This is a genomic window from Pseudomonas tritici, from assembly GCF_014268275.3.
In the GTDB taxonomy this organism is placed as follows: domain Bacteria; phylum Pseudomonadota; class Gammaproteobacteria; order Pseudomonadales; family Pseudomonadaceae; genus Aquipseudomonas; species Aquipseudomonas tritici.
On sequence record NZ_CP077084.1, the window covers coordinates 2785280 to 2805207 of the forward strand.

At 62.2% G+C, this 19928-nt stretch carries 5 protein-coding genes; 2 read left to right on the top strand and 3 right to left on the bottom strand.

Annotated elements, in window-relative coordinates; genetic code table 11:
* The first annotated feature begins 10 nt into the window (after window positions 1-10).
* Window positions 11-13585, top strand: coding sequence for a non-ribosomal peptide synthase/polyketide synthase (locus tag HU722_RS12450; RefSeq protein ID WP_225930686.1), 13575 nt, complete (start codon window positions 11-13; stop codon window positions 13583-13585).
* Window positions 13586-13696: 111 nt separating this feature from the next.
* On the opposite strand, the gene HU722_RS12455 is transcribed toward HU722_RS12450, so the two are convergent.
* On the bottom strand, window positions 13697-16117 hold the full coding sequence (locus tag HU722_RS12455) for a TonB-dependent siderophore receptor (RefSeq protein WP_202895328.1): 2421 nt from the start codon (window positions 16115-16117) through the stop codon (window positions 13697-13699).
* Window positions 16118-16226: 109 nt separating this feature from the next.
* Window positions 16227-17879 carry a cyclic peptide export ABC transporter gene (locus tag HU722_RS12460; protein WP_065876022.1) on the bottom strand — a complete coding sequence of 551 codons (1653 nt, stop codon included), beginning with the start codon at window positions 17877-17879 and terminating at the stop codon, window positions 16227-16229.
* 200 nt (window positions 17880-18079) lie between these two features.
* Here HU722_RS12460 and HU722_RS12465 point away from each other — a divergent pair, with 200 nt between their 5' ends.
* Window positions 18080-18907, top strand: a complete 828-nt coding sequence (locus HU722_RS12465) for a formyl transferase (protein ID WP_065876023.1) — start codon at window positions 18080-18082, stop codon at window positions 18905-18907.
* Window positions 18908-19042: 135 nt separating this feature from the next.
* Here HU722_RS12465 and pvdO read toward each other — a convergent pair whose 3' ends face one another.
* Window positions 19043-19915 carry a dihydropyoverdine dehydrogenase gene (gene pvdO, locus HU722_RS12470; protein ID WP_065876024.1) on the bottom strand — a complete coding sequence of 291 codons (873 nt, stop codon included), beginning with the start codon at window positions 19913-19915 and terminating at the stop codon, window positions 19043-19045.
* Window positions 19916-19928 lie beyond the last annotated feature (13 nt).

The window sequence follows — 19928 nt, forward strand, 5'->3', positions numbered from 1 at the left end:
GGGGCGTGGCGTGCAAGCATTAATCGAGTCGGTAGGTTCACTTTCTGCGCAACAAAAGAAAGCGTTGGCGGTAATGCTCAAGCAGCAAGGCATCAACCTGTTTGAGATTGCCCCGGTTTTCAAGCGCCAGGAAGGTGAGCCGCTTCGGCTCTCTTATGCTCAGGAAAGGCAGTGGTTTTTGTGGCAATTGGAGCCGCACAGCGCGGCCTACCACCTGCCGCGCGCCCTGCGTTTGAAAGGCCGCCTGGACCGCGCGGCCTTGCAACGCAGCTTCGACAGCCTGATCGGCCGCCACGAAAGCCTGCGGACCTATTTGCATCAGGATGTCGACCACGTGCTGCAAGTGGTCAGGCCCGAGTTGCACCTGGAAATCGCCCTTGAAGCCGGCGACGCCGCGCAGCTGGAAGCGCGGGTGCAAGCGGAAGTCGCCAAGCCTTTCGATCTGCAACAAGGCCCGCTGCTGCGGGTCAAGTTGCTGCAACTGGCGCCCGATGATCACGTGTTGGTGCTCGTACTGCATCACATCGTCTCCGATGGTGGGTCTATGCAAGTGATGGTCGACGAGCTGGTGCAGTTGTACGTCGCGTACAGCCAGGGCCAGGACGTGCACCTGCCGGGCTTGTCGATCCAATACCCGGACTACGCCCTGTGGCAACGCAGCTGGATGGAAGCCGGTGAAAAAGAGCGTCAGCTGGGCTATTGGCGTGAGCAGTTGGGCGGTGAGCAGCCAGTGCTGGAGTTGCCGCTGGATCACCCGCGCCCGGCAGTGCAGAGCTATCGCGGTGCACGGGTCGAGATTGGCCTGGACGCGGCACTGGTGAACGGTCTCAAGGCGCTGGCCCAGCGCGAAGGCGTGACCCTGTTCATGTTGTTGCTGGCGTCGTTCCAGACCCTGTTGTATCGCTACAGCGGGCAGTCGGATATCCGCGTCGGCGTGCCGATTGCCAACCGCAATCGGGCAGAAACCGAGCGCCTGATCGGCTTCTTCGTCAACACCCAGGTACTCAAGGCCGACATCGACGGGCAAATGACCTTCAGCCAGTTGCTGGCCCAGGTCAAGCAGCGTGCACTGGAGGCCCAGAGTCACCAGGACCTGCCGTTCGAACAGTTGGTGGAAGCCTTGCAGCCCGAGCGCAGCCTGAGCCATAACCCGCTGTTCCAGGTGATGTTCAACCATCAGGCCGAAGGCCGCCGGCCGCGTGGCGAGCAGCAGTTGCCGGGCCTGGGCGTGGAGGCGCTGGAGTGGGACAGCCAGAGCGCACAGTTCGACCTGAGCCTGGATACCCAGGAATCGCCCGAAGGCATCTGGGCGTCGCTGACCTACGCCACCGACCTGTTCGACGCTGCGACTGTGCAGCGTATGGCCGAGCATTGGCAGAGGGTGTTGCGGGCAGTGGTGGGGCGTGCCGGCAATCGTATTGCGCAGCTTGGGATGTTGGTTGATGACGAGCAACGCCGGTTGTTGCAAGACTGGAACCGCAGCACGGCGGCGTTCGAAGACGTCGCGGGTGTACACGGTCTGTTCGAAGCCCAGGTGCGGCAACGGCCCGACGCGATTGCCCTGTGTCTGGGCGACCAGTCCATCAGCTACGCCGAACTGAATCGCCAGGCCAACCGCCTCGCGCATCACCTGATCGGCCAGGGCATCGGCCCGGAAGTGCTGGTGGGCGTGGCGGTCGAGCGTTCGTTCGACATGGTGGTCAGCCTGCTGGCGGTGCTCAAGGCCGGTGGCGCCTATGTGCCGCTGGACCCGCAATACCCGCGTGAACGCCTGTTGCATATGCTTGAAGACAGCGGCGTGCGCCTGGTGCTGACCCAGTCTCATGTGGCGATGCCATTGCCCGAAGGCATGGCGACGGTCGATCTGGCGGATGCGCACCTGGCGTTGTGCCCTGAAAGCGATCCGCAGATAACGGTTTTTTCGCAGAACCTGGCCTATGTGATCTACACCTCCGGCTCCACCGGCAAACCCAAGGGCGTGGCGATCAACCATGCGGCGCTGACTGAGTTTTCCAGCATTGCTGCTGGCTATTCACGGTTGACCTCGGAAGATCGCGTTCTTCAATTCGCAACCCTGAACTTCGACGGTTTTGTTGAACAGCTGTACCCGGCGTTGACCCATGGCGCCACGGTTGTGCTGCGCGGTCCCGAGCTATGGGACAGTGCGCGGCTGTACGAGGAAATCATCGCCCAGGGCATTACCCTGGCCGACTTGCCGACCGCCTACTGGAACCTGTTCCTGCTCGACTGCCTGGCCGCTGGCCCGCGTGCTTACGGTTCGCTTCGCCAGATCCACATCGGTGGCGAAGCCATGCCGCTGGACGGCCCGGCGCAGTGGCTCAAGGCCGGGCTCGGCCATGTGCGTTTGCTCAATACCTACGGCCCGACGGAGGCCACTGTTGTATCGAGCGTGCTGGACTGCACATCAGGCACCGAACTGATCGGCGCCACCGCCAGCCCGATTGGCCGCTCGCTGCCAGGGCGTGCGTTGTATGTGCTGGATCGCGATTTGAATTTGGCCCCGCTGGGTGCCGTGGGCGAACTGTACATCGGCAGTAGCTGTGGCTTGGCGCGCGCCTATCTGAACCGGGCGTTGCTGACGGCCGAGCGTTTTGTACCGGACCCGTTCGGCGAAACCGGCGAGCGCCTGTACCGCACGGGTGACCTGGCGCGCTACCGCGCTGACGGTGTGATCGAGTACGTCGGCCGGGTCGACCATCAGGTGAAAATCCGCGGTTTCCGTATCGAACTGGGGGAAATCGAAGCGCTGTTGCTGGCCCAGGATGGCGTACGTGAAACCCTGGTGTTGGCGGCCGACAACCAGTTGGTGGCCTATCTGGTCAGCGAGCAAACCGACGCCGAAGCACTGAAGTCGACTCTGCGTGAACAACTGCCGGACTACATGGTGCCGGCGCACCTGGTTTTCCTTGAACGCATGCCGCTGAACCCGAATGGCAAACTGGATCGCCAGGCGCTGCCAAAGCCCGATGCCAGCCAATCGCAGCAGCTGTGGGTCGAGCCCGTCACCGAGCTGGAGCAACAGGTCGCCGCTGTCTGGGCTGATATCCTGGGCGCCGAGCGGGTAGGGCTGACGGACCACTTCTTTGAAATGGGCGGCCACTCGTTATTGGCCATGCAGGTGGTCTCGCGCCTGCGCCATGTATTGGGCCGTGAAGTCCCGCTGAAGCTGGTCTTCGAGCAACCCAGGCTCGAAGGTTTTGCCAGCGCCCTGCAAGCCTTGGAAGCGCCGGAAGGTGAGCAGGCGCCGCCACTTATCGCGGTCGGTCGCGAACAACCGCTGCCGCTGTCTTACGCCCAGGAACGCCAATGGTTCCTCTGGCAACTGGACCCGGACAGCGCGGCGTACCATATCCCCAGCGCCTTGCGCCTCAAGGGGGCGTTGGATGTCTCGGCCCTGCAACGCAGTTTCGATGCCCTGGTGGCCCGTCACGAAAGCCTGCGCACCTGTGTGCAGGTACAGCCGGACGGTGCGCGGCAAGTGATTCAGCCTGATGGCGCGTTGCCGATCAACGTGCGTGGGGTCAACGAAGCTGATCTGCAAGCGCAGGTCGAGGCCGAGATCGCCCGTCCCTTTGATTTGCAGCAAGGGCCGTTGCTGCGTGTGACCTTACTGCGTTTGGCTGAAAACGAGCATGTGCTGGTGCTGGTGCAGCATCACATCGTGTCCGATGGCTGGTCGATGCAGGTGATGGTCGACGAGCTGGTGCAGTTGTATGCCGCGTTCAGCCAGGGCCAGGCGCCGCAACTGCCGGGCATGCCGATCCAGTACGCCGACTATGCCGTGTGGCAGCGCACCTGGATGGAAGCCGGCGAGAAGGCCCGCCAGCTCGACTACTGGCGCGAAATGCTTGGCGGTGAACAACCCGTGCTGGAGCTGCCGTTCGATCATCAGCGCCCGGCGCAGCAGAGCCATCGCGGCGCGCGCCTGGAGGTGCCGCTGCCAACCGCGCTGGCCGCCGATCTCAAGGCCTTGGCCCAGGCGCAGGGCGTGACGCTGTTCATGTTGCTGCTGGCCTCGTTCCAGACGTTGTTGCACCGCTACAGCTGCCAGCAGGATATTCGCGTCGGTGTACCCGTCGCCAACCGCAATCGCGTCGAAACCGAGCGGCTGATCGGCTTTTTCGTCAACACTCAGGTGCTCAAGGCCGATATCGACGGGCACACCACCGTTGCCCAGTTGCTGGCCCAGGTCAAACAGCGTGCCCTGGATGCCCAGGCGCACCAGGACCTGCCGTTCGAGCAACTGGTCGAAGCCTTGCAGCCCGAGCGCAGCCTGAGCCTCAACCCGCTGTTCCAGGTGATGTTCAACCACCAGGCCGAAGGGCGCCCGGGCGACGCGCCGCAAGCCTTGGCCCACTTGCGTATTGAAGGCTTGGCGTGGGATCGGCGTACCGCCCATTTCGACCTCGACCTGGATGTGCAGGAGAGTGCGGACGGGCTCTGGGCGTCGCTGGGGTACGCCACCGATCTGTTCGACGCTGCCACCATTGAGCGCATGGCGCGGCATTGGCAGAACCTCTTGCAGGCGATGGTTGCCGATCAGCAACAGAACATTGGTCAGTTGAACCTGCTGGACCGTGACGAGCAACAGCACATTCTCCAACTGTGGGATCGCACCGACTCTGGCTTCCCGGCCACGCGCCTGGTCCATGAACTGTTCGCCGACCGCGCGGCTGAAAACCCCAATGCGGTGGCGGTGAAGTTCGATGCGCAAACCCTGAGCTATGGCCAGCTGGACAGCCAGGCCAACCGCCTCGCACATGCCTTGATCGCTCGAGGCGTCGGCCCGGAAGTGCGCGTGGCGATTGCCATGCCGCGCAGTGCCGAGAGCATGGTGGCGTTTCTTGCGGTGATGAAAGCCGGTGGCGTGTATGTGCCGCTGGATATCGAATACCCGCGTGATCGCCTGCTTTACATGATGCAAGACAGCCGTGCGCAATTGTTGCTGACGCACACCCGTGCCTTGCAGCAACTGCCGATCCCCGACGGCCTGGATAGCCTGGCGATTGATCGCACCGAAGACTGGAGCGATTACAGCGATACCGCACCGCACGTCGAATTGGATGGCGACAACCTGGCCTACGTGATCTACACCTCCGGTTCTACCGGCATGCCGAAGGGCGTGGCCGTCTCCCACGGCCCATTGGTGGCGCACATTATCGCGACCGGCGAGCGCTACGAAACCAGCCCGGCGGATTGCGAACTGCACTTCATGTCATTCGCTTTCGACGGCTCTCACGAAGGCTGGATGCACCCACTGATCAACGGTGCCAGCGTGCTGATCCGTGACGACAGCCTGTGGCTGCCCGAATACACCTACGAACAAATGCACCGCCATAACGTGACCATGGCCGTGTTCCCGCCGGTGTACCTGCAACAGCTGGCCGAACACGCTGAACGCGACGGCAACCCACCGGCTGTTCGTGTGTACTGCTTCGGCGGTGATGCCGTCGCCCAAGCCAGTTACGACCTGGCCTGGCGCGCACTCAAGCCAACCTACCTGTTCAATGGCTATGGCCCCACCGAAACCGTGGTCACGCCGTTGCTGTGGAAGGCCCGCAAAGGAGACCCATGCGGCGCCGTCTACGCGCCAATCGGCACACTATTGGGCAATCGCAGCGGCTATGTTCTGGACTCGCAACTCAACCTGCAACCCATTGGCGTGGCGGGCGAGTTGTACCTGGGCGGCGAGGGCGTAGCCCGGGGGTACCTGGAGCGTCCGGCACTTACCGCGGAACGTTTTGTGCCGGATCCATTCGGCAAACCTGGCAGTCGCGTGTATCGCAGCGGCGACTTGACCCGTGGCCGTCCGGATGGCGTGGTGGATTACCTTGGTCGCGTCGACCATCAGGTGAAAATTCGCGGTTTCCGTATCGAGCTGGGTGAAATCGAAGCGTGCCTGCGTGAACAGGACAGCGTCGGTGAAACCGTCGTAGTCGCTCAGGAAAGCCCAACGGGCAAGCAACTGGTCGCCTATGTGGTTCCGGCAGACCCGCTGCTGGCCGAGAACTCCCCGGCCCAGGTCGAATTCCGCGAAGCGCTGCGTCGCGCCCTGAAAACCCGCCTGCCGGACTACATGGTGCCAGCGCACTTCATGTTCCTGGCGCAGATGCCACTGACCCCCAATGGCAAGCTGGACCGCAAGGGCCTGCCGCAGCCGGAGGAGGCTCAATCCCAAGGGGTGTGGGTTGAACCGGTGACCGCGTTGCAGCAGCAAGTCGCCGCGATCTGGGCCGATGTGCTGGGGGTTGAACGTGTTGGCCTGGCGGATCACTTCTTCGAGCTGGGCGGGCATTCATTGCTGGCCATGCAGGTGATTTCGCGCCTGCGCCAGTTGCTGGAGCGGGAAGTCGCGCTGCGCACCCTGTTTGAACAGCCGCAACTGGAAGGTTTTGTGCTGGCTTTACAGGCCCTGGACGCAACGCCGCTGGCGCCGCCGATGCGCGCGCTGGCACGTGACCGCGCGTTACCGCTGTCGTATGCCCAGGAGCGCCAGTGGTTCCTCTGGCAATTGGAGCCCGACAGCGCGGCCTATCATGTGCCCACTGCATTGCGCCTGAGCGGGCAGTTGGATCGCCCCGCGTTGCAACGCAGTTTCGACGCCTTGCTGGCGCGTCATGAAACCTTGCGCACGGTGTTTGTCAGCGAGGGCGAGCGCACCGTACAGCGTGTCCTGCCGGAGTCTGCGCTGTTGCTGGATTACGCCCGGCTTGAGGACACCTCACCCGAGCAGTTGCAGGCGCGGGTGGAAGCCGAGATCGCCAAACCCTTCGACCTGCGTCAAGGCCCGCTGCTGCGGGTCACGCTGTTGCAGCTGAGCGAGCTGGAGCATGTACTGGTAGTGGTCCAGCACCATATTGTGTCCGATGGCTGGTCGATGCAGGTGATGGTCGATGAGCTGGTGCAGCTGTATGCCGCGTTCAGCCAGGGCCAGTCGGCGTCACTGCCGCTGATGACGCTGCAATACGCCGATTACGCCGTGTGGCAGCGCGACTGGATGGAGGCCGGCGAGAAGCAGCGCCAGATGACGTACTGGCGCGACCTGCTCGGCGGCGAGCAACCGGTACTTGAGCTGCCGCTGGATCATCCACGCCCGGTTGTTCAGAGTTACCGTGGCGCGCGGCTGGATATCGGTCTTGAGGCCGACGTCGTCGCAGCCCTCAAAGCCCTGGCGCAGCGCGAAGGCGTGACCTTGTTCATGCTGTTGCTGGCCTCGTTCCAGACCTTGCTGCATCGCTACAGCGGCCAGTCGGATATCCGCGTGGGTGTGCCGATCGCCAACCGCAATCGTGTAGAAACCGAGCGTCTGATAGGCTTCTTCGTCAACACTCAGGTACTCAAGGCCGACATCGACGGGCAAATGACCTTTGCCCAACTGTTGCAGCAGGCCAAGCGCCGGGCCCTGGATGCCCAGGCCCATCAGGACTTGCCTTTCGAGCAGCTGGTGGAAGCGCTGCAACCTGAACGCAGCTTGAGCCTCAACCCACTGTTCCAAGTGATGTCCAACCATCAATCCGAGGCCCGCGTGCCGCGTGGCGAGCAGTTGCCCGGCTTGCGCGTGGAAGGGTTGGAATGGGACAGCCACACGGCGCATTTCGATCTGAGCCTGGACACCCAGGAGTCCGCTGAAGGCCTGTGGGCCTCGTTGAGCTATGCCACTGACCTGTTCGAAGCCGCGACAGTAGCGCGCTTGGCGCAGCATTGGCAGAACCTGTTGGCCGCCGTGGCCAGCGATGCGCGGCAGCCGATTGCTGCACTCGCGTTGCTTGACAGCGCTGAGCAGCAGCGCCTGTTGCACCAATGGAATGCTGGCGGCGCAGCGGCACCTGTTCAACAGGGCGTACATCGTTTGTTCGAAGCCCAGGTGCGGCAGCGCCCAGACGCGATTGCCCTGTGTCTGGGCGACCAGTCCATCAGCTACGCCGAACTGAACCGTCAGGCCAACCGCCTCGCGCATCACCTGATCGGCCAGGGCATTGGCCCGGAAGTGCTGGTGGGCGTGGCGGTCGAGCGTTCGTTCGACATGGTGGTCAGCCTATTGGCAGTGCTCAAGGCCGGCGGCGCCTATGTGCCGCTGGACCCGCAATACCCGCGTGAACGCCTGTTGCATATGCTTGAAGACAGCGGCGTGCGCCTGGTGCTGACCCAGTCTCATGTGGCGATGCCATTGCCCGAAGGCATGGCGACGGTCGATCTGGCGGATGCGCACCTGGCGTTGTGCCCTGAAAGCGATCCGCAGATAACGGTTTTTTCGCAGAACCTGGCCTATGTGATCTACACCTCCGGCTCCACCGGCAAACCCAAGGGCGTGGCGATCAACCATGCGGCGCTGACTGAGTTTTCCAGCATTGCTGCTGGCTATTCACGGTTGACCTCGGAAGATCGCGTTCTTCAATTCGCAACCCTGAACTTCGACGGTTTTGTTGAACAGCTGTACCCGGCGTTGACCCATGGCGCCACGGTTGTGCTGCGCGGTCCCGAGCTATGGGACAGTGCGCGGCTGTACGAGGAAATCATCGCCCAGGGCATTACCCTGGCCGACTTGCCGACCGCCTACTGGAACCTGTTCCTGCTCGACTGCCTGGCCGCTGGCCCGCGTGCTTACGGTTCGCTTCGCCAGATCCACATCGGTGGCGAAGCCATGCCGCTGGACGGCCCGGCGCAGTGGCTCAAGGCCGGGCTCGGCCATGTGCGTTTGCTCAATACCTACGGCCCGACGGAGGCCACTGTTGTATCGAGCGTGCTGGACTGCACATCAGGCACCGAACTGATCGGCGCCACCGCCAGCCCGATTGGCCGTTCACTGCCAGGGCGGGCGTTGTATGTGCTGGATCGTGACTTGAACCTGGCGCCGCTGGGCGCCGTGGGCGAGTTGTACATCGGCAGCAGCTGCGGCTTGGCGCGTGCCTATCTGAACCGGGCGTTGCTGACGGCCGAGCGTTTTGTACCGGACCCGTTCGGCGAAACCGGTGAGCGCCTGTACCGCACGGGTGACTTGGCGCGCTACCGCGCTGACGGTGTAATCGAGTACGTCGGCCGGGTCGACCATCAGGTGAAAATCCGTGGTTTTCGTATCGAGCTGGGGGAAATCGAAGCGCTGTTGCTGGCCCAGGACGGCGTACGTGAAACCCTGGTGTTGGCTGCCGACAACCAGTTGGTGGCCTATCTGGTCAGCGAGCAAACCGACGCCGAAGCCCTGAAGTCGACTCTGCGTGAACAACTGCCGGACTACATGGTGCCGGCGCACCTGGTTTTCCTTGAACGCATGCCGCTGAACCCGAATGGCAAACTGGATCGCCAGGCGCTGCCAAAGCCCGATGCCAGCCAATCGCAGCAGCTGTGGGTCGAGCCCGTCACCGAACTGGAGCAACAGGTCGCCGCTGTCTGGGCCGATATCCTGGGCGCCGAGCGAGTAGGGCTGACGGACCACTTTTTTGAAATGGGCGGCCACTCGTTATTGGCCATGCAGGTCGTCTCGCGCCTGCGCAACCTGCTGGGCAGGGAAATCGCCCTGCGAAGCCTGTTCGAACAACCGCGCTTGCAGGGGTTTGTTGCTGCCTTGTCGACCGACAGCGGCACACCGCTGGCGCCGCCGCTGTTGGCCGTGGGGCGAGATCAACCCTTGCCCTTGTCCTACGCCCAGGAGCGCCAATGGTTCCTCTGGCAACTGGACCCGGACAGCGCGGCGTATCACGTGCCGGGTGTCTTGCGTTTGAAGGGCCAACTGGACCAAGCCGCATTGCAGCGCAGTTTCGACACACTGGTCGCGCGTCATGAAAGCCTGCGTACCCACCTGCAACAAGACGGTGAGCGTGCGGTGCAGGTTATTGCGGCGAACACATCGGTAGCGATCACCCGTAGCGACGTAGAAGAGGCTGCACTGCGTACTCATGTGGAGGCGTTCATTGCACAACCGTTCGACCTGACCCAGGGGCCGCTCATGCGTGTGGGCCTGCTGCGCGTCGCCGACGATGACCATGTATTGGCGCTGGTGCAGCACCACATCATTTCCGATGGTGGGTCGATGCAGGTGCTGGTTGATGAACTGGTGCACTTGTATGTTGCGTACAGCCAGGGCCAAACGCCGCAGTTGCCGGACCTGCCGGTGCAATACGCTGACTACGCGGTGTGGCAGCGCAATTGGATGGATGCCGGCGAAAAAACACGTCAGCTCGATTACTGGCGCGGCCTGCTTGGCGGTGAGCAACCGGTCCTGGAGCTGCCACTGGATCACCCGCGTCCGACCCAGCAAAGCCATCGCGGTGCGAGCCTGGAGATCAACGTTCCCTCGGCGCTGGTCAGCGCATTGCGCACGCAGGCCCAGCGTCAAGGGGTGACGCTGTTCATGCTGTTGCTGGCGTCGTTCCAGACCTTGTTGCACCGCTACAGTGGCCAGCGCGATATCCGCGTCGGCGTCCCCATCGCTAACCGCAATCGCGTGGAAACCGAGCGTCTGATCGGCTTTTTCGTCAACACCCAGGTGCTCAAGGCCGACATCGATGGGCAGCAGACGGTCGCCCAGTTACTGGCGCAGGTCAAACAACGTGCGCTGGACGCCCAGGCGCATCAGGACCTGCCTTTCGAGCAACTGGTAGAAGCCTTGCAACCTGAGCGCAACCTGAGCTTCAACCCGTTGTTCCAGGTGCTCTTCAATCATCAAACGCAGGCCTCCGCCCGCGATGAGTGCCAGCCACTACCTGGCCTGAGTGTCAGTGGCCTGGAGTGGGACAGCCAGACCGCCCAGTTCGACCTGAGCCTCAATACCCACGAATCCACCGAAGGGCTTGCTGCCTCGCTCACCTATGCCACGGACCTGTTCGAGCCCGCTACGCTGGAGCGCATGGCGCGTCATTGGCTGAACCTGTTGCAGGGCATGGTGGGTGATGTGCAGCAGCGTATCGGCCAGTTGCCGTTGCTTGACCACCGTGAGCAGCAAACGGCGGTGCACGGCTGGAACGCCACGGCCCGCGACTACCCGCTGCAAAGCTGTGTGCACCAATGGATCGAAGATCAGGCTGCGTTTACACCCGATGCGCCGGCGCTGGCGTTTGCCGGGCAACAGCTGAATTATGCCGAGCTGAACCGCCGCGCCAACCGCCTGGCCCATCGTTTGATCAGCGCCGGTGTAGGCCCGGACGTGCTGGTGGGGCTGGCCGTGGAGCGCTCCATCGAGATGGTGGTGGGGCTGCTGGCAGTGCTCAAGGCCGGGGGCGCCTATGTGCCGCTGGACCCGGAATACCCACGCGAACGCCTGGCCTACATGCTGCAGGACAGCGGCGTGAAGCTGCTGCTGACCCAGGCGCATCTGTTGGAACAGTTGCCGATCCCGCAAGGCTTGGACAGCCTGGTGCTCGGCGAGTCCTGGTTTGAAGGGTATGCCGAACACAACCCAGGCATCGCCCTGGACGGCGAAAACCTCGCCTATGTGATCTACACCTCCGGTTCCACCGGGCAACCCAAAGGGGCGGGCAACCGACATTCGGCGTTGACCAACCGGTTGTGCTGGATGCAGGAGGCCTATGGCCTGACGGCCCGCGACAGCGTGCTGCAAAAGACCCCGTTCAGTTTTGATGTCTCGGTGTGGGAGTTCTTCTGGCCCTTGATGACCGGTGCGCGCCTGGTGGTTGCAGCGCCTGGGGATCATCGTGATCCGGCCAAGTTGGTCAGCCTGATCAACCACGAGCACATCACCACGCTGCACTTTGTGCCCTCGATGCTCCAGGCGTTCCTGCAGGATCCACAGGTCACCACCTGCCGAAGCCTGCAACGTATTGTCTGCAGCGGCGAAGCACTGCCGGTGGATGCCCAGCAACAGGTATTCGCCAAGCTGCCGCAGGCCGGGCTCTACAATCTTTACGGCCCAACGGAAGCTGCCATCGACGTGACCCACTGGACGTGCGTCGATGAAGGCCAGGCCACCGTGCCGATCGGTGAACCGATCGCCAACCTGCGCACCCATGTGCTGGACGCCGGTTTATCGCCGGTGCCTGTCGGGGTGGCGGGCGAGTTGTACCTGGGCGGCCAAGGCCTGGCGCGCAGCTATCATCGCCGTCCCGACCTGACCGCCGAACGTTTTGTACCTTGCCCATTCCATGCCGGTGCCCGCCTGTATCGCACCGGCGACCGCGTACGCCAGCGCGCTGATGGTGTCATCGAGTACCTCGGGCGCCTGGATCATCAGGTCAAGCTGCGCGGCCTGCGGATTGAGCTGGGTGAAATCGAAGCGCGTCTGCTCGAACACCCGGATGTGCGCGAAGCCACCGTGCTGGTGGTGGACGGGCAGCACTTGGTGGGTTATGTGGTGCTGCAACAGGCTGGCGACGACTGGCGTGACCGCCTGGGCGCCTATTTGGGGAATCACCTGCCGGACTATATGGTGCCAGCTCAATGGGTGATGCTGGAACAGATGCCGTTGAGCCCCAACGGCAAGCTGGACCGCAAGGCGCTGCCCAAGCCCGACGCAACGGGCCGCGAATACGTTACGCCGCACACTCGGTTGCAACAGCAGATTGCCGCCATCTGGGCACAGGTGCTGGACGTCGAGCGCGTGGGCTTGCACGACAACTTCTTCGAACTGGGCGGCCACTCGCTGTTGGTGCTGATGCTCAAGGACCGACTCAACAAGGCGTGCGGTGTGTCGCTGGCGGTCAATCAACTGATGCTTCATCCGACGGTAGCCGCGCAGGCGCGCTGCATGGAGGGTAACGGTCCGGCGTCGCTGATCGTGCCGCTCAACGGCCAGACTGAAGGCACGCCGCTGTACTTATTCCACCCAAGTTTTGGCTCGGTACATTGCTATAAAGCCATTGCCCTGGCGTTGCGTGAACAGCGCCCGGTGATGGGTGTGGTGTGCCGCGCCTTGGTGGAAGAGGGCGGCGAAGTGCCGAGCTGGGCGCAAATGGTTGAGGATTACGCCCAGCAGTTGCTGCGTGCCCAGCCGCAGGGTGCCTTTTGCCTGGCGGGCTGGTCACTGGGCGGCAACCTGGCCATGGAAGTGGCCTATCACCTGGAACAGGCCGGCCGTCAGGTTGAATCGGTCGGCTGGATCGATGCGCCGCCACCGGCTCGCTTCACCGCGTTCTGGAATCAGGGCGCGCTGGTGGACGACCGCGCGATCTCTGCTGCTGAGCGGCGTGCCGAGCTGCTGGCGGTGATGTTCCCTCACTATGCCGAACAGATCCAACGTGTCTGGCAAGCGGCTCCCGGCAACGAGGATGAACAATGGCAGTGCCTGTCCGACTGGGCGGAATCGACCCTGGGCGACAGCTTCCGTGTACTCAAGGACGAGCTGCAGGAGGGCGGCGAAACCGAGCGCTCCTGGGCGATCAAGCAACTGCTGGATGAGCGCCTGCAAGACACCGACTACCGTGCGATCAAGGCACCGGTCAACTGCTGGTGGGCGGCGCTGAGTGAGGGCGGTATTCACCAGGCGCTGATCGAAAGCGGCATGCGCGAGGTGATCGGCCAGGCGGGTATCCAGCGCTCGGTGGTGATCGACACGACTCATCATCGGATCGTGGATAACGCTGAGTTCATCCGCAGCTTTGTGGCTGCCATGGAGTAAGCGGTTGAGGTAAGAAACGCCCCTGATCATCAAGCATGATCAGGGGCGTTTTGTTAGGTCCATGAAAAAGCCCCTGGTCACATGGTGAGCAGGGGCTTTGGGGCTTGCGGATTAGAAGTCGTAGCGGGTGGTGACCATGAAGTTACGTGGGTCGCCAGGGTAGGCGGAGTCATAGAAACCGATGTTGGTGTAGTAGTGCTTGTCGAACAGGTTGTTGACGTTGAGGGTGGCCGACAGGTTCTCGGTCACTTGGTAGCGGGTCATCAGGTCAACGAGCCAGTAGGGTTCCTGGGTGAATTTTTCGGAGCGGCCGCCGCCGGGGTAGCCCCAATTCCGGACAGTCTGCCAGCCTGCGCTCTGCCAGCGTGCGCCGCCGCCGACGGTGAGCTTGTCGAGGCTGCCTTGCAGTTTGTAGGTGGTGTAGAGGCTTACCTGATCCTCTGGTTCCCAAGTCGAGATCTTCTCACCATCGGCATCGCGGGCGACTTTGTGGGTGTAGCCAGCTTGCAACTGCCAGCCTTTAGCGAGCTCGCCGGAGATCTCCGCTTCGTAACCTTTAGTTTTGCTTTTAGTGCCCAAGTACGAGTAATCGACGGCTGGCTGCGAGTTCCAGACAGTATCGGCGATTGGGCGATTAGTCTCGTGTACCTCAAAGTAGGCGAGACTGCTGTTCAGGCGACCATCGAAGAATTCGCCCTTGAGCCCAATCTCGTAGTTTTTGCCCTCGTCAGGTTGAAGCATGGTGTTGGTTCGGTCGCGATACTGAGTTTGCGGCTTGAAGATTTCCGTGTAGCTGGCGTAGGCGGTGAAGTTGTCGTTCAAGTCGTACGTCAGACCGGCGTAAGGCACTACCTTGCCGCTTTCTTCGGTGTCGCTGGTGCCGGTGACCTGATAGTTGGCGACCCGGGTACCGAGCAACAGATGAAGCTCGTCCGTCAGGCTGAAACGACCAGTGACATAGGTGCCGGTCTGGCGGGTGATTTCATCGCTGAACCGGGAAGCTTTGCCCCATGCAGGTTCAATGGCTTCACCGTGCCAGTTGTAAAAATCATAGGAGTTGCTGAAGTAGACCGGATTCCGGTAGTCCTTTCCCTTCCATCGGGAGGTCGATACTGACTGGCCAATCACCAACTCGTGCTCACGCCCGAACAGGTCAAAAGGCCCAGATGCGTAGACATCCAGACTATCGCTGGTCGTTTCTCCGGTGTACTTGGCCGCATAGATCGAACTGGCCGTGGCGGAATCCTGGGAGATATAGCCCAGCGGCGCGTCGTACCCATTGACCTGATGGTTGTACTGGCCTTTGGTGACCCAGCCGTTGTCGAAACTGTGCTCCAGCGTGGCGAATACCGTGTGACTGTATTGTTGCCATGAGCCCCATTTGGGCCCGTTGTTGAATGAGCGAGGCAGGTCCAGTTTGTTGCCGGTGGCGTCGAAGATGGTGCGGGTGCCGGTCCAGCTGGAGCCTTTGGGGTCGCTGTCTTGATAGTCAGCACCCAGTGTGAGTAGGGTGTCCGGGGTCAGGTCCACTTCAAGGATGCCGTAGTAAACGCCGGTCTTGCGGGAGTAGTGGTCGAGGAACGACTTCTTGTCCTGGTACGCCGCCACTGCGCGGCCGCGCACGTTACCGGTTTCGGTTAAGGGGCCGCTGACGTCGACTTGGGAGCGATAGTTGTCCCAGGAGCCTGCGCCCAGTTCGATACTACTTTTGAACTCGGAGGTCGGCTTCTTGCGGATCAAATTGATGGTGCCACCAGGTCCACCGGCACCGGTAAGTAAGCCAGTAGCGCCCTTGAGCACTTCGACGCGATCGTAGATCGCCATGTCAGTCATGGTCTGCCCGGCGGAATACTGAGCATCGCGCAGGGTCGGAATGCCGTCGTACTGGAAGTTCTCGATGGAGAATCCACGGGAATAGTAGTTGGTACGCTCGGTGTCGAAGGTCGACACCGTGATACCCGGTGTATGGCGCATCACATCGTCAATGGATTTGAGCCCAAAATCATCCATCACCTGGCGCGTCACCACCGAAATCGATTGCGGCGTCTCCCGTGGCGTCAGCACCAGGCGCGTCGCCGTGGCGATGGTGCCTGGGGTGTACGAACCGGTGCCTTCGGTCACGGTGCCCAATTGGTTGGCCGTCACCTGGGTGGCACCCAGTTCCAGCCCTGAGGTTGCGACCGCACTGATGGTCACGGCGTTGCCCTGCAGCGTGTAATCGATGCCGGTGCCTTTGAGCAGGGTGGCGATGGCTTGCTTGGGTTCCTGCTTACCTTTGACGGCGGTGCTGGTTTTGCCCTGCACGTCGGTAGGGCTGTAGAGCACTTGCAGGTTGCTCTGCTGGCCAAACGCTTGCAGTGCCGTCCCCAACGGCTGTGCAGGGATGTCGAGCTCGATCTCTTGGGCCTGGACGTACCCGGCAATGGGCATCGATACCGCAAGGGCCAGCGCGCTTGGCAACAGGTTGAAGTTCAGGGCCCGTCGCATCGATAGCGCTTTGCTCAGGGGGCTCAGACCGAGTCGTACTGACATGGATGCTTTCTCTTCTATGTTTTAGTTGGCAGATTCTAAGTGTTTATTGAGTGTGGTTCTCATTCCCACTAGTGAGACGTTCCTACTTGCAGAAACCGGAAAAGAAATTTCACGCAGGCTCCATTTCATGTACCACCTGGCCGGCACGCAGGCGCACGAGCTGGTCGGCGATGTCGAAATAGCGGTCGTCGTGGCTGATCACGATGATGGTCTTGCCCAGTCGCTTGAGGTCCGGCAGCAGTTCGGTATAGAAAATGCGGCGGAAGGCCGGGTCCTGGTCGGCGGCCCATTCATCGAACACCAGCACCGGACGTTCTTCGAGCCAGGCATTGACCAGTGCCAGGCGCTTGCGTTGGCCGGTGGACAGGTCGGTGGTGCTGAACACGCCATCCTTGACGCTGACTTTGTGCGCGATTTCCAGGCGCTCCAGGTAGTTGGCGGCGCTGTCCAGCGACTGTGTGGCACTGCCCTGTACCAAGTCATCGAACAGGTAGTAGTCAGCAAATACCGTGGTGAACAACTGGCGATAGTCGTCGCGGACCGGGTCGGTCACGGTTTCCCCGTTGAGGCGGATTTCACCGGCCTGGGGTTGATACAGGCCCAGCAGCAGCTTGATCAGGGTGGTCTTGCCGCAGCCGTTTTCGCCGACGATAAACACGATATCGCCCTGCTTGATGCTCAGGTTGATCGGGCCCAGGTGGAAGGGCTCGCTGCCTTCCACCGGCGGCGGGCTGTACGTCACGCCGCGCAGTTCCAGGCTGTGCACCAGAGGGTGCGGCGCCTCGGTATCGGCCATCAGCAGGTGCGGTTCCGGTGACGAGAAGCGTTCGGACAGTTCGGTAATGCGCGTAAAGGCAATGCGCGCCTTGCCAATGATCGGCAAGTAACCCACCACATGCTCCAGCGGGCCTTTCATGTACAGCAGCACCAGCACGAAACCGGTGATCACTGCCGGGTCCGGGTTGGGGCTGTAGGCCTGCATCGCCAGGGCGATGCCGATAACCACGAAAAACAGCATCGAACCGAACGTCTTGGCGATGATGTAGATGTTGACCGAGCGCACCTGAATGTCGCTGATCCGGTCGGCGGTTTCCTGGATGCGGTGGGTATTCATCCGATAGCGGCGTGGGCGATGGATGCGCAGCTCCTTGGCGCCCGAGGCAATGGCCGAGTAGTAACGTTGCAGCTCGTCTTCGAGGTCGCGGGCTTCGTCGAAACCGCGAATGCCCTTGGCGCCTGCAATGAACTGCACACTGCTGCCGATGATGATCGCCACGATCATCATCACAAACATCGGCACCGACAGGTACGCCAGGTAGCCCAGGCAACCCAGGGTCACTGTGGCGGCAATGGCCAGCGGGGTGAATGCGAAGGAAAAGTCACTGATGGTGTCGACGTCGTGGGTCAGCACCGGGATCAGGCGGTGGGAGCGGTAGCGCTCGATCTGCTCGATCGGCGCCGACAGCACCTTCTCACCCAGTTCCTTGCGCAACGCCGCGATGATGCGCTGGCCCACGTAATTGGTGCCGATGTCCGACACAATCGAGCTGGTCAGCGCCAGCACGCACAGGGCGGCGAAGGTCAGCACCACGCCTTGAGTCATGCCGGTGGAGGAGTGCAGGGCATTATTGATGGTCGCCAGCAAAAAGGTGATGGCCAGGCCGCCGGCCATGCCCAGGGCGACGGAGACGCTGACGATGGTGCGAAAGGGCCTGAGCAATGCGAGCAAACCGTTGAAGGCGCCGCGCTTGGGGTCGGTCATAAATACTTCCCGGAAAGTGAAAAAGAGGGGGCTGGGCACACAGACCCTTACCCATGACAAACGAAGGATTGGCGCGACTATTTAGCTCGGTGCGCTCGGCGGTGGCGGTGGCGGATAAATTGCGCGGCGGCTGGTTCGTTCTTGTGGTGTAGGCGCACGCGCATTGGCGCGTGCCTGATCTATCCAGCGAGAGCGAAGCAATGACGAAAAAGAATCTGGTGTACGTGTGGTCCCTGCGCAATGCCGCGGCTGACAAGGCCGGGCAGCCAGTGGCCTACAAGGACCACGAGCGCTACATGATGTCGGTGCTGGAATCCCTGGCGGGCGCACTGAACGACACGCCGCTGGGCGAGGCCTACAACCTGGTGGGCGTGGTGTATGACGACGACGAGCAAAACCCACGGGACCAGCAGTTGGTCCGCGATTACGGGTTTGCCTACAAACCGGGTCGCCAATGGCTATACCCGGCCGACCTGCGGGTGCAGGGGCGCCTGGTCAATGATCTGCTGCTGAGCGTGCCGTCCACCTACCGGCGGCTGCCACGCGGTAGCGCGGAACACATCGCCGGCAAGCAGGATTTCGAACGCCGCCTGCACGACACGCTGGTGGAGCTGAAGGCAGATATCGTGGTACTGGACGGTTTGTTGGTGATCCTCGACGAGCTGGTGCGCCCGGGCGCGCCGTTTGCCCGCCGCATCATGAACATCCACCCGGGGATTACCCGCATCGAATCGCCCTACGAGCGCCGTGGCGCCTACGCCACCTGGAACGCGCTGTACGGTGCGCGTGGGCAAACGGTGGTGGATTGGGCGACCAAGGAGACCCGGCCCTCGGAGCCGCTGTACCTCACCGGCGCTTCGTTCCACTACGTGGACAACGGCATTGACTCGGGCGAAGTGTTCCACGACGTGCTCAAGACTGAGATCGCGCCGGATGACACCATCCTTGAATTGCGCTGGAATAACTTCAACAACAGCCTGTTCCCGGCGTTGCACGAAGGGTTGGCGTTGTTGGCGCAGAAGGGCTGACCGCAATCTTCTTGAGCCTTGCGGTCCAAATGTGGGAGCTGGCTTGCCTGCGATAGCGGTGGGTCAGACACATTGATGTTAGCTGACCTGCCGCCATCGCAGGCAAGCCAGCTCCCACACTGGAGGGTGCCCGTGTTACAGGTCGCGCACTACCCGAAACCCGATCCAGTCCCCGCGCGTCTGCGGGTAGATGTTATTGCGGTTGCCCGAGCGCGAAAACACCGGCGCTTCGCCCCAGTCGTTGCCGCGAATCTGATACAGCTCGCAGGTCGGCTCCACCCAGGCACTGCCATCGGTGGGGGCGCCCTTGTAGTCCGCGTGGTAGCAGTCGGCGACCCGCTCATACACGTTGCCATGCATGTCGTACATGCCAAAGGCATTCGGCGGGTAGCTGCCGACGGGTGACGAGTAGCTGTACCCATCCGCAGGGCCGTAGGTGTTGGCATGCTTGGCGATGCTGTAGCCCTTGCCCTCATCGAACGGGAACGGGAACGGCCCGGTCGAGCCTGCGCGTGCAGCATATTCACGCTGCGATTCGCTGACCATGTGGTACGGCTGCCCAGTCTTTTTCGACAGCCAGGCCACATAGCCTTTGATGTCATCCATGTCCATGCACACCGCCGGCTGGCGTGGGCCCTGGGGGTAGCGCGGCCTGCTGGCGATGCATTCGCGGCCGGGGCGGGTGTCGCCATCGGCGATGGTCACGCCGGTCTGGCGGACATAGCTGTCCCATTCGCCGGCGGTGATGTGAAAACGGCTCATGGCAAACGGCTTGGCGAAGGTCACTTCATGCATCGGGCTTTCATCCGGCTCGCGGCCGACTTCATCGTCCGGCGTGCCCATGGTGAAGGTGCCGGCGGGCAGCACCACCATTTCCGGGCAGTCCTTGCAGTCCTTGAACACTTTGCCGGGTTGCGGCGCGGCGGCTTGGGCCAGGTTGGGCAGGAGTGCGCCGCACAGGGCGGTCAGTGCCAATGCCGTGAGGGGTTTGAGTCGGGATGGATTCATGTGGGCATCTCGT